Raw genomic sequence first — 12,599 nt, 5'->3', positions numbered from 1 at the left:
TGTGTTTCCCCTCTCCTCTTCACCCTCCTTTTTCCACCCAAGGGCGTTTCTTGAACCATGCCGCGCTGAATCTGAATGTGGGCACCGGTCGGGCCGTGCTGGACAGGGCACGGGCACTTCTGGAAACCGATCCCAGGGCCGCCGTGCAGGTGCTGGAAACGGTGTCCGCAGAGCTGGCTGCCTGGCCTCTCCCGTTGCAGGGCGAGGCAGAACTCCTGTGGAGCCAGGGCCTGTTGGAACTGGAAGAGGGAGAGCCGGCGGCCCTGCACGCCCAGCGCGCCGCCGCCTTGATGGCCGAGGCCGGCGACGGACCAGGGCAGGTCACCGCCCTGCTGCAACAGACCGAGGCCGAGGTCGTGTGCGAGCACTACGACCGGGTGTCGGAGCTGGCCCACAAGATCAGGCAACTGCTCCCCGATCAGCGAACGGCAGACCTTGCCCGTGCCTTCAACCTGCAGGGCATGGCCCTGTTCCTGCAGGGCCAGTACCGCGAGGCCAGCGCCGTCATTCTGGAAGAGGCCGGGGTCCGTGAGGAGCTCCGGGACCACGCCGGCTATGCCAAGTGCCTGAACAACCTGGGGCTGATTCACATTGAGTTGGGAGACCTGCATCAGGCCCTGGAGCATCTGGCCCGTTGCTTTGAGTACATCACCCACTGTCCGGAGCCGCTGCACAGCCTGGAAAGCGCGTGTCTGATCAACATCGGCAACATCCACCAGATCCGGCACGAATACGCCCAGGCGGCCGGGGCCTTCGAGCAGGGCATGGCCGCCGCGCAGCGGGCCGGCCACACCGCCAACGAGATCGCCGGGCTGACGGGCATGGGCCTAGTCGCCCGCGACCGTGGGGAGCACCGCGAGGCGCTGCAGCTGCTGCTGCAGGCCCTGCGGCTGGCCCAGACGAGTGGGCGCCGGTACAACGAGGCAGAGATCCTGGACAACTTGGGGCAGGTGTATGTTGGGCTGGGCCAGCGGACCCTGGCCCTGGAGACATTCGGGCAGGCACTGAGCCTCTCCAGGGAACTGGGTGCGCTGCCCAGCGAACAGAACACACTGGTCCACTTGGCCCGCCTGCAGGCCGAGGACGGCCAGCTCGAGCAGGCGGCGGCCCACTTTGAGCGGGCCCTGACCTGTGCGCGGCAAAGCGGCAGCGACCGCGCCGCGCTGGAGATTCATGAACACCTGGGCGAGGTGCTGCAGCGCCTGGGACACTTCGAACAGGCGGCCCGGCAGTTCAGGGAGGCCCTGAACCTGGAACGGTCCCTGCACGATCAGGACCGGCACGATGCCTTCCAGAACCTGACGGCCCAGCTGGAAGTGGAACGCGCCAAGCACCAGGCCGAAACCTACCGCCTGATGAACCAGACCTCGCAGCAGGCCCGCAGCGAGGCCGAACAGCAGGTGCAGAAGCGGACGGCCGACCTCGAACAGGCCCAGCGCGAGATCATCACGCGTCTGGGCCTGGTGGGCGAGTACCGCGACGACAAGACCGGCAGCCACACCCAGCGCGTCTCTCAGCTGGCGGCTGCCCTGGCCCAGGCCATCGGGCTGCCCCCGGCCGAGGTGGAACTGATCCGGCTCGCCGCACGGCTGCACGACATCGGCAAGATCGGCGTTCCCGACGTCATTTTGCTCAAGACGGGCAAGCTGACGGCCGAGGAATTCACGATCATGAAGCACCACACGACCATCGGAGCGCGCGTGCTCGAAGGCGGTCAGTCGGACCTGACGCGCATGGCCGAGGAAATCGCGCTGACACATCATGAACGCTGGGACGGCAGCGGCTATCCCCAGGGTCTGCAGGGAGACCGCATTCCCCTGACCGGCAGAATCGTGGCCATTGTGGACGTGTGGGACGCCCTGACGACCGAACGCTCCTACAAGGCGGCGTGGTCGCGGGAGGAGGCGTGGCGGGAAATGGCCGCGCAATCGGGCAGACACTTCGACCCCTACCTGATCGAGGTGTTCCTCGGCATGATCGCCGGCTCCTTTCACGCCGAGGCCCCGGCGGGTGGAGACCCACACGATCCGGCGCTTTCGGGGCGCCCTACCCCTTCGGACCTTTCACTCGCACCCCCCACCCTTCCGGTGCATGTGATTCAGCACGTGAACGCCCTGAATGCGGCCGCCTGGCAGCTGCGGCATACCACCCCGGCTGAAAGCCTGCAGAAGGCGCGCGAGGCCCAGCTGATCTCGGAACAGCACGACCACCCGCAGGGCCTGGCCCACGCCCTGTACACCCTGGGCTTCCACGACATCTCCGCCTCCGAGTTCAAGTCTGGCCTGACCCGGCTGACCCAGGCCGTGGCCACCGCGCAGGACAGCGGGGACCTGACGCTGGAACGCGACTGCAGGCACCTGCTGGGCAACGTCTACAGCCGCCTTTACCACACGGAACGGGCCACCGAATGCCTGCTGGAAGCCGCGGAACTCTCCAGGCAACTGAGCGACCTGCCCGGCGAGGCCGGCGCCCTGATGGATCTGGGCGCGGTGGCGGCCTCATGCATGAAGGACCGGACCGCGGCCCTCGCATACTACGGACAGGCCCTCGCCGTCCTCGAGAAGACCGGCAACACCTCCGGCCAGGGCGCCTGCCTGTACCGCATGGCCGACGCCCATCAGGAACTGGGTCAATTTGCACAGGCCCGGACCCACGGAGAGCGGGCGGCCCAGACCAGCAGCGCGGCCGGCGACACAGTGCATCACGCGCTGGCCCTCTCGGTGGTCGCCCGGGCGCTCGATGCACAGGACCACCCCGAACAGGCTGCCGCGCTGCACAGGCAGGCGCTGACCCTGCTTCAGTCCCCACTTGTGAACCTGCCCGAGCCTCTGGCCTGGACCCGGCTGTATTCTGCGTCCAATCTGGAAACCCGCGGCGGCGTTCCGGATGCCTGCAACGTGTACCTCCAGGTGTTGGCCGACAGCGAGCGTTCCGACTGGACAGAGCTGGCCGTGCTGGCCCACCACAAGCTGACGCTGCTGTACAAGCGCCGCGGCGACATGGAACGTGCCATGGATCATCTGGAAAGGGGACAGGCGGCGCAGCGTCGGCTGCTGGAAGAGGAGCTGGCTCTGAAAAGCCACGCGCTGCTGCAGCATGAGGTGGACTGGGCCGAATCCGAGACGAAGCTGTACAAGCTGCGCTCGGTCGAACTGGCAAGCGCCAACGTGGCGCTGGAACAGGCCAACCGGGAAAAGAGCGCGCTGGTGGCAGCCCTGCAGGAACAGTCGGTGCTGATGGAGCGCCAGCTGCGCGAGGACAGCCTGTGTGGAATCTTCAACCGGCACCACATCGAGGAGACCCTGGCACGCGAGTTCAAGCAGCACCGCGCCGAGGAGCGCGTCATGTCCCTGATCATGCTGGACGTGGACCACTTCAAACGGGTCAATGACCTGTTCTCCCACCCGGTCGGGGATGAGGTGCTGCGTCGTCTGGGCGCCCTGCTGCGGAGCCTCTGCCGCTCCTCGGACGTGCCGGGCCGCTACGGCGGCGAGGAATTCATCGTGGTATTGCCGAACACCACCCTGATCCAGGCGATCGTGGTGGCCCAGCGACTGTGCGCGGCCGTCGCGCACGCGGACTGGGCGGCGGTCGCGCCCGGCCTCTCGGTGACCCTCTCGCTGGGGGTCGCGACCAACGAGGGCCTGCCTGATTTTGAACGGCTGGTCTCGCTGGCAGACGCAAAACTGTACGAAGCCAAGCGCACCCGCAACTGCGTCGCGTTCTGAAACGGTCCTCTGCTCCTGGACCCGAACCCGCCGGATTGTTCAGACCGGACCCGCACGCTTCCCGGTGTTCCGGTGACCTTTCCGGAACCTGATACATCTGACTGGCTCTCCCGTGCCGCGGGCTGCGCCTCCACTGACCCGGCCAGCCCCGGGGAAGGCCCTAATTATTTCATTCGGTCTTAATGTAAGGACTCACGTTCTTCCTGCATTTTCTTTACCCCCGCTGGCCCTGACCGGACCCCAGACAGGCCACTGAGTAGGCAGAGAAACCAAATCTCCTGTGCTGAGGCCGTCGAACCCCTGTGGAGGTCGAAGCCGTGCTGCACAGCACGGTTTCCCTGTCCTCAGGGCTAGGAGCGCCCGGCTGACCCCTTCCCTTGCCTTCTCAAATCCTCTGGACGGCAGGGCTGTTTCTGTCTCAGGAACAGGTATGGACACGTCCTGTAAGTTTTCAGTTATATTTAATGTATCTCAACAAAGCCGTGCCTCCCCGGGAACGTTTCTGTGCTCCGGGTCCGTGCCGCGGTGCCGCAAACGCCCCCGCCTTTCGCCGAAACCATTGCCAGGAGCCCACCATGAAGCACCCAGCCCTTCTTCTTCCCCTGATGACCGCAGCTCTTCTCGCCTCCTGCGGCACTGCGCCGCTCAGCGCTCCGGAAGCGCAGGGAAGCGGTGCCAGCCTGCAGGCGCTGGGCAATGACAGCAGCATGAAACTGGCGGAGGCCAGCGGCCGGATTGGGGCGTGGGCAGACGGCCGCATCGGCGCGTGGGCCACTGGCCGGATCGGCGCGTGGGCCACTGGTCTGAATACCAGCACCGCGCCCGGCGGCACCCCGAATACGTTCAGCGAGAACGCGGCCGCGTGGAACCTCATCCGCCTGACCGAAGCCCAGGCCCTGGCCCCCAACCTGGGCCGGAACGTTGTCGTGGCCGTGGTGGATACGGGCGTAGACCTGAACCATCCCGCACTGACCGGTCACCTGACCGATCCGGCCACGTGGTACGACGCTCTGTCCCAGGACACCAACCCCAGCGATGAACCCACCGCCACCAGCGGCCTGTACGGACACGGTACGGCCGTGGCCGGCCTGATCGTGCAGGTGGCTCCGGAAGCCAGGATCATGCCGGTGCGCGCGCTGAATGCCGACGGAGAAGGAACCGTGGCCAGCCTGGCCGCCGGCATTGACTGGGCCGTCGAGCACGGTGCCCAGATCATCAACGTCTCGGCCACCTCCGACAAGGACAACGATCTGACCAAGGCGATTGCGCGCGCCGCCGACCGCGGGGTGTATGTGACGCTCGCAGCGGGCAATGCAGGAGACGACAAGGTCGCCTTCCCGGCCCGCAACAGCACCAAGAAAAACACGCTCGGCCAGTACGCCATCAATGCCGGGGCCGTGAACAGCGACGCGACCCTGGCCAGCTGGTCCAACTACGGCAATGCCCTGGAGCTCACGGCGCCGGGAGTCGCCCTCGCCTCGGCCATTCCTGGCGGCGACTACGCCCTGGTAAGCGGCACCTCGTTTGCCACCCCGGTCCTGAGCGGCGCCCTGGCCCTGGCGCTCGGCGAGCCGTACAAGCAGAGCTACGTGGGTCAACTTGCCCTTCAGCTGGGTGCGACCGCCACCAACATCAACGCGGCCAACAGCGCGCTGACCCAGGGCAAGAGCGACGGCGACGTCCTGGGCAACGGTCTGCTGAACGCCCAGGCTTTCCTGCAGAAAGTCCGGTAACGTTGCTGGCCGTGCAGTGATCCGGCACGGAGCCGCCTCCATTCACAGCGCCATATGAAGGGGCCCCCGATTCTGTTGATTCGGGGGCCCCTTCATATGACCGGCCACCGTTTCTGGCCGGTCAGCCAGCAAGGCCGACAACAAAAAAGAGAGCCGCTCGGGCCCTCTGTGGGAATCAAAGTCTGCGGGCTTTTCCCGCGCCTCTGCTCGCGCGTCCGTTTTTTAGTTCCGGGAGGTGGACGCCGCCCTCAAGTGCGTATGTACATCGTGAACTGCACTGCATGATCGCTTGGATCAGAAGCTTGAATCTATCACCCGCAACGCTCTCTGTCAAGACCCATACTCCATTCGGGCGTGACCGGGCAGCGGGCCTCCCCATCCTTCGTCTGCTGCGCCGTGGCCTGCCCTGCCCCCACTGGGGTTACCACACATGACAGAAGCCGTTCATGGCTTCCGGGTTAGGCTGTCAGGGACAATGTCCATGCTGGCACAGACATACACCCTGTGGCTGAGCTGCGCCGGCGCGCTGGCCGTCATGACCGCTGCCGTGGCGTGGCGGCGCCGTGAGGTTCCGGGAGCCCTGGGCCTGTTCGCGTACCTCGTGATGGTGGCGGTCTGGACGCTGACCTATGCCGCGCACTGGGCCAGTTCAGGACCGTTGTGGCCGCAGGTGTGGCTGCTGGCCAGCTTTGCGGGGGCGATCTCCAGCCCGGTATGCGTGTGGCTGCTGACCCGCCTGCTCACGGAACCGGGCCGCACGGTGAGGTGGCCGGAATGGACGGCTGTGCTGGCGGTCAGCGTGATCACGGTTCTCCTGATGCTCACGAATGATCCGTGGAAACTGCTGTTCGGGCCGCTGGCTGACCTCTCGGCCCATACCCTGCTGCACGGTGGCCCGTGGTTCACGGTGGCAGTGGTACACGGGTATGTGCTGATTCTCCTCAGCGTCCTTCGCCTGATCCGGGCCCGGCAGGAGTCGGTGGGACTGTACCGCCGGCAGGTGAGCTGGCTGTTGCTGGGACTGGCGGTGCCGTGGGCCGGAAGCTTCGTCGGGGTGGTCTGGGGACCGGTGTTTCCTGGGCTGGACATCACGCCCATGTCGTTTCTGATGACCGGTGCGGTCTTCATGTACGCCGTGCTGGGGCTGCGCCTGTTCGATCTGGTACCGGTGGCGCGGCACCTGCTGATCGAGCAGCTGCCCGACGGCGTGGTTGTGTTGGACCGGCGGCGGCGCGTGCTGGACCTCAACCACGCGGCCCGCCAGATGGTCGGGGCGGGCATCCAGTCTCCGCTGGGCCTGCCGGCCACCGAGGTATTCGCCCACTGGGACGCGGCGCTGCACGACCTGCGTGACCTGGGGGATCAGAACGTCCGCCTGGCTCTGCCCGATGGCCGCCACCTGGAGGTGCGGGTCTCGAGCCTGAGGGACAGCCAGCGGGTGGTGCAGGGCCACATGGTGGTGTGGCGCGACATCACCGAGCAGCAGCGGGCCGAGGCGCAGGTGCAGGCTGCCCACGAGGAACTGCAGCAGCGCTTTCTGGAAATCGAGCGCCTGCAGGTTCAGTTGCGGGAGCAGAGTCTGCGCGATCCGCTGACCGGGCTGCACAACCGCCGGTATCTCCAGAAACAACTGGCCCTGCTGGAAGCCAGCGTCGGGACGGCATACAGCGTCCTGATCTTCGACATTGACCACTTCAAGCTCACCAATGACACCCACGGGCATGGCGGCGGGGACCGGGCGCTTCAGGCGGTGTCCGCCCTGCTGCAGGGTCACTTTCAGGAAGAGCACACGCTGTGCCGCTACGGAGGCGAGGAGTTCGTCCTAGTGCTGACCGGCCCCCCGGCGGCCGAGGCCCAGGCGGTGGCCGAGTCCCTCCGGCACGAGATCGAGCGGCTCGACATCCTGCACGGGGAACACCGCCTGCGGATCACAGCGTCCTTCGGGGTGGCCACCTCAGCTCAGCATGGCCCCGGGACCGAGCAGGTTCTGCTCGCCGCCGACCGCGCGCTGTACCTCGCCAAGCGCGAAGGCCGCAACCGGGTCTGCCTGCCCCCACCCGTTCCAGGCATGGGGCTGCCCCGGCGGGCGGTGACGGTCCCGGACTGACGCCCTCACTCCCCCATCCGGCTGAGCAAGAGATGGAGCGTTCGGGCCTATCCAGTCCTGGGGGACCTGAACTCCGCCTGCCCATCTGTGGGGCTCCGTAGAACAGTGAATCCGGGGGCTCAGCGTTCCGAGCCGTGCCGGGTGCCGCGCAGGTCCCCGGAAAATTTGATCTCGCCCTCCTCCTGCACCACCAGTTCCTCGCGGGCCAGGGTGGTGTCGAAGGTGCGGGTCTCCACCGCCTGGCGCTTGCTGACGCTTACCTGCTCGCTGACCACCACCTGCTTGTGGACCTGGGCCTCCTCGCGGTAGATCAGCATCTCGCGCCGCTCTCCGGGGGCCAGGGGCGTACCGTCCAGCGTCACCGCATGGTTCCCCGCCGTGTGTTCGATGACGAGAACCTCGGTCACGAGTTCAACGGGCACCTGCACGGTTTCACGCCGTACCTCGCGCGAAACGTTCACGGCGCCCACCACCTCGCGCTCCTTCTGGACCACTGGGCGCTCCTCACGCAGTTCCAGAGTGCCCTCGAGTTTCAGGTCGTTGGATTCCAGCACAGCGTCTGCAGGCTGCGGCTCTGTTGCCTTGGCGTCATCGTTTCTTGGGTCGGTCATGGAACCTCCTGTCTGCCGGTCTTTCTATCTGGTGGTCTTTTGCCAGATATATGGAGAAAAAGCAGGACGACCCCTCTCAGGGCCGCCCCGCTGCGGGTCCAGCTGCTCAGCCCTTGCGGGTGTCGTTGCGGTCTGACATGGCCTGACCGTCGCTGTCCAGGCGGACGTCGCCGGACTTGTTGACCTCCAGCACTTCACGTCCCACGGTTTCGGTCACAGTCTGCGCGTCGGTGACCTCGCGCTTGCCCACGGTGACTTCCTCGGTTACGAAGGCCTGCTTGGTGACGTTGGCACGTTCGGCCTCCAAGTCAACATGCATGGTCTGGCTGTCGGCACCCAGCACCGCACCCTCGACGGGCTGCGCGTCGGTGACAGCGTGACGCTCGATAACGACTTCCTCGCGCCCGAGGTCCACGTTCACGTTTTCCTGATGGGTCTCGACGCGCTTGCCGACCTCGACGCTGCCCGCCACGAAGCGGTCCTTATTGACCACCAGACGCTCCTCGAGCAGCTTGAGCTTGTCGGGGGTCTGGTACAGGGCGTCGTTGTCGCGGTAGCCGGTGCGGGCGGCGTACTGGCTCTCGTCGGCCTCGTAATCCTTGTGGGCCGAGCGCAGCACGCGCTCATCGGAGTACTGGGCGTCGGTGTCGTAGTCCTCGCCCATGCGGTACTCGCGCATGTCCCCCACCTGATCTTTGGTCAGGTTGGTGAAATGCACCTCTTCGCCCTGGAACTGGGCCATGCCGACGGGCACCACCACGTCTTTGCTGGAGAACCAGCCGCCCACATCCACAATCAGGGAGCGGATCTTGCCGGTTTCTGCCTCGGCGAGGGCGCCGCGTACCGTGCCGATCTTCTCGCCGTTCATGCCGTAGGCGGTCTGGCCGGTGGGATCGTAGTAGTCGTTGCCGAGAACGTCGGAGTGCTGGGCGGTAATGTCGGACAGGGGAATCAAACGTGCCATATGGGTCTCCTTTCAGGTGCCTCCAGCCGGGCCGGAGAGCATGAGGTGGACTAAGGACCCGAGGAAAGCTGCCGGGAAGTTCTGGCACCCCGCAACGGTCCCGCTTCGGTCGTGTCCTCATGCTGCCCCGAGGCACCGGCGCAAAAATGGCGGACGAGTAAAGGTCGTCCTGCTCAACCCTTTATGTTCTGCTGGGATGAATTGTCACGTTTCTCAAGCGCCCGGCCCTCGCCTGAGCCGGTCCTCCCGGGCAGCAAAACGCAAAAAGGACAACAGGAGAGGGATTCCTGTTGTCCGTGTGCGCCCCAATGCCCGGCGTCTTTCTCCTTTACTTCACATTGATCCGGGTGGGCCCATGTTCCGCAGTCTCCGGCGTACTTTCTCCTCAGGCGCCGTACTTGTTGAGCTTCAGGGCGTTCGCCATCAGCAGGGGCATCAGGTCGGTGCCCCGGCGCAGGCCCAGGCTGCCCCGGGCGGCCTCCTCCTCGGTGTAGCGCACCGCAGCGTCCTTGCGGCCGTACTCGCTGTGGATCAGCACCGGAACCGGGTGCCACGAGTGCGCCGAGAGCTTGCTGGGGGTGCTGTGGTCGCCCACCACACAGAACACGTCGGGCTGGAGGGCAAGCAGCCGTGGCAGCAGGGCGTCGAACAGTTCGATCTTCTTGACCTTGGCGGCAAAATCGCCGTCCTCACCGGTGCTGTCGGTCTTCTTGATGTGCAGGAAGAAGAAGTCGTACTCGGCCCAGTGCCGGGTCAGCGCCTGCACCTTGCCGTCGAGTGCGTCCTCCTCGCCCTCCACGTCCAGCACTTCCATGCCGACCAGACTGGCGAGGCCCTTGTACATCGGGTATGAGGCGATGCACGCGGCGTTCAGCTGATAGGCGTCCTCGAAGCTGGGAAAGTGCGGTACGTCGCTGTAGCCCCGGAACAACACGCCGTTGACCTGCGGGTCGTCCCCGAGGGCCTCCTCGGCCCGCTGGACGAAGGCGTTGACCAGCGCCGCCGTCTTCTCGCTCGGCGCGTCGTGCGCGGTGGCGGTCATGGGCTGCACGCCGGTGGTCTGCGGGTCCACGTCGCTGAGGTTGGCTCCCAGGTCCCCGCCGTTTCCGGCCCGGAACACCACCACGAAGCGGTGCTCGGACTCGGTGTAGATCTCCACCGGCACGCCGTCAATCTCGGGAATCGCGGTCTTCAGCCGGGCCACGACCTCGGCGTTCTTCTCGTCGCTGGGGCGTCCGGCGCGGCGGTCCTCCACGATGCGGTCGGCGCCCAGCGTGGCGAAGTTGCCGCGCACGGCCACGTCGCCCTTGTTCAGCTTGACGCCGATGCCCACCGCCGAGAGCGCTCCACGCCCGACCAGGTAGTGCAGCGGGTCATAGCCGAACAGGCTCAGGTGGCCGGGCCCGCTGCCGGGCGTGATTCCTGCTCCGATCAGCTCCACCTGACCAAGCTGCGACTCCCGGGCCAGCGCGTCCAGGTTCGGCGTCTTGGCCGTCGCCAGTTCGGTTTCGCCGTTCACGGTCATGGGCAGGCCGCCCACGCCGTCCAGCACCACCATCAGAATCTTGCTGTCGGTTTTCTTGGCCAGCCCCCGGACCGTCTGCAAAAGATCGCTCATGCGGTTCAGTGTACGCCGGACACTAACTGGAAAGCGTCCGGGATACTGGGGGGAGTTAGATCACCTCAGCCCATCACCAGCTGGCCTTGTTCATCGAGCGCGGGATATGGCTCGCCGCGTTCGCGGTAGCCGGGCGCAAGGTCCGAATAGCCCCACTCGAAGGCGTGCCGGGCGAGGTCCTCGGGCGAGAGCTGCGGCGTGTCGTACATCCCGGCCGCGAGCCGCTGGCGCTGCGCCTCGAACAGGATGGTCGCCGCCGCCACCGAGACGTTCAGGCTCTGGACCATGCCGAACATGGGAATGACGATGTTGTGGTCCGCTGCGTCTGCCGCCGCGTCCGAAACGCCCCATTTTTCCGCGCCCAGCAGCACGCAGGTCGGGCGGGTGTAGTCGGCCTCACGGTAGTCCACGCTGCGCTGCGAGAGGTGGGTGGCAAGCACCTGCACGCCCTGGGCCTGCAGGCCGCGCACCGCTTCCAGGGTGTCCGCGTGCGTCTGCACCCGCACCCACTTGTGAGCGCTGCCGGAGGTCGCCTCGAAGGTATGGCCCTCAAAGTCCAGCGCCTTGCCGTTGCCGGGCGGCACGGCGTGGGCACGCAGCACGCCCACCGCGTCGCAGGTACGGATGATGGCCGAGAGGTTGTGGGGCTTGTTCACCTGGTCCATCAGGACACTCAGGGTGGGCTGGCGCTTGCTCAGCACCCGCAGGATCTTGGCGTAGCGCTCGGGCGTCATAACGCCGCAGAGTAGCGCAGGCCGGGCGCCGCCGTGTTCGCGCCGCGGAACCGGGCCTTTACAGCAGGGTCCGCTGGAACAGCGCCGCTCCGTCCTCCCGCCGGGTCTCGCTCAGGCCACCGTGCGCCGTCAGGTATTCAGCCAGCGCCGCCGTCTGGTCCAGCAGCAAGATGGCCTGAAGGGGCCGCAGCCGGGAGTGTAGGGCGTGGGTCAGGTCATGAAGGGTGATGGGCGTCGTGGCCGCCTCCAACACCGCCGCGAGCTTGTCGGCGTAGCGGTCGCGAAGTTGCTGGATGCGCCCTTGCCAGTGGACCATGGGGCCGTCGTGTCCACCCAGAGCCACGCCCACACCCTCCAGCGCCTCGATGCGGTCCAGCGAGGCAAGGTAGTGCCGCAGCCCGGCTCCGCGCTGAAACCGCTCCGGCATCAGCGGCGGCGAGTTGCGCGGCAGCAGGTGGTCGGCACTGAGGAGCAGGTCATCCACACGCAGACAGATCTGCGATCCCTCATGGCCGGGGGTGTGGATCACGGCGAACACGCCGTCCAGCACGTCCTCATCGTTCAGGGAAGTGTGGACCTGAATCGCTTCCGGGAGCATGGTGTTGCGGGCGCGGCGGCGCAGACGTTCGGCGTATTCCGCTTCCGTGCCGTCCCCGGTCAATCCCAGCCAGCGGATGTGCTCTTCCATCTCGGCCTGCCGGGCCACCGGGTCACCGGCCGGGTTCTCGATGGTGGGCACCGCCCCGGCGTGCGCGGCGACCGGCGCCGTCGTCCGGCGGCGAACATGCGGCAGCCCCGCCACGTGGTCCGGATGCGGATGGGTGATCACTACACGGTTCAGCGTGTCCCATGACCACGCCTCGCCGTATTCGGCGCGGATGGTGTCCAGACCGGTTTCCAGAGCCGCCGTGCTCGCCTCATGGCTGCCGCCGGTGTCCACCAGTGCCGTGTAGGTGGGTGCGGCGCGTTCTCCCCGCACGACCAGAAAGATATTGGCGGCAAAATGCGGAAAGGCAGGCACACTCAGGGTGTAGACCCGCGTGCCGCCGGACGTGACGTGGCGAACCGGAACGGCGGCGGGAGGGGTGGGCGCACTCATGGCCG

The 12,599-nt window shown here is 66.5% G+C and carries 8 protein-coding genes; 3 read left to right on the top strand and 5 right to left on the bottom strand.

The genetic code is table 11. From position 1 onward, the window contains the following. The first annotated feature begins 50 nt into the window (after positions 1–50). The 3 genes from IEY21_RS01050 to IEY21_RS01040 all read left to right on the top strand — a co-directional run bounded on the left by IEY21_RS01050 (position 51) and on the right by IEY21_RS01040 (position 7,568). A complete protein-coding gene (locus IEY21_RS01050; RefSeq protein ID WP_188900414.1) occupies positions 51–3,728 on the top strand; it encodes a tetratricopeptide repeat protein in 3,678 nt (1,225 codons plus the stop codon). Between the two features lie 605 nt (positions 3,729–4,333). After that, positions 4,334–5,461 carry a S8 family serine peptidase gene (locus tag IEY21_RS01045; RefSeq protein ID WP_188900412.1) on the top strand — a complete coding sequence of 376 codons (1,128 nt, stop codon included), beginning with the start codon at positions 4,334–4,336 and terminating at the stop codon, positions 5,459–5,461. Positions 5,462–5,942: 481 nt separating this feature from the next. Continuing rightward, positions 5,943–7,568, top strand: a complete 1,626-nt coding sequence (locus IEY21_RS01040; protein WP_188900410.1) for a histidine kinase N-terminal 7TM domain-containing diguanylate cyclase — start codon at positions 5,943–5,945, stop codon at positions 7,566–7,568. Between the two features lie 119 nt (positions 7,569–7,687). Here the strand turns inward: IEY21_RS01040 and IEY21_RS01035 are convergent, their stop codons facing one another. The 5 genes from IEY21_RS01035 to IEY21_RS01015 all read right to left on the bottom strand — a co-directional run bounded on the left by IEY21_RS01035 (position 7,688) and on the right by IEY21_RS01015 (position 12,594). After that, positions 7,688–8,179 carry a YsnF/AvaK domain-containing protein gene (locus IEY21_RS01035; protein WP_188900408.1) on the bottom strand — a complete coding sequence of 164 codons (492 nt, stop codon included), beginning with the start codon at positions 8,177–8,179 and terminating at the stop codon, positions 7,688–7,690. 106 nt (positions 8,180–8,285) lie between these two features. After that, complete coding sequence (locus tag IEY21_RS01030; RefSeq protein WP_188900406.1) at positions 8,286–9,143, bottom strand: PRC and DUF2382 domain-containing protein; 858 nt, start codon at positions 9,141–9,143, stop codon at positions 8,286–8,288. Between the two features lie 385 nt (positions 9,144–9,528). Then, the gene (locus IEY21_RS01025; RefSeq protein ID WP_188900404.1) at positions 9,529–10,761 is read right to left on the bottom strand and encodes a 2,3-bisphosphoglycerate-independent phosphoglycerate mutase; all 1,233 of its coding nucleotides are present in this window, start codon (positions 10,759–10,761) and stop codon (positions 9,529–9,531) included. Between the two features lie 65 nt (positions 10,762–10,826). After that, a complete protein-coding gene (gene trmH / locus IEY21_RS01020; protein ID WP_188900402.1) occupies positions 10,827–11,495 on the bottom strand; it encodes a tRNA (guanosine(18)-2'-O)-methyltransferase TrmH in 669 nt (222 codons plus the stop codon). 58 nt (positions 11,496–11,553) lie between these two features. After that, positions 11,554–12,594: an MBL fold metallo-hydrolase gene (locus tag IEY21_RS01015; RefSeq protein ID WP_188900400.1), complete on the bottom strand. Its 1,041-nt coding sequence runs from the start codon at positions 12,592–12,594 to the stop codon at positions 11,554–11,556. Positions 12,595–12,599: the final 5 nt, after the last annotated feature.

Source organism: Deinococcus aerophilus (genome assembly GCF_014647075.1).
GTDB lineage: Bacteria > Deinococcota > Deinococci > Deinococcales > Deinococcaceae > Deinococcus > Deinococcus aerophilus.
This window is presented reverse-complemented; position numbering and strand designations above follow the sequence as displayed.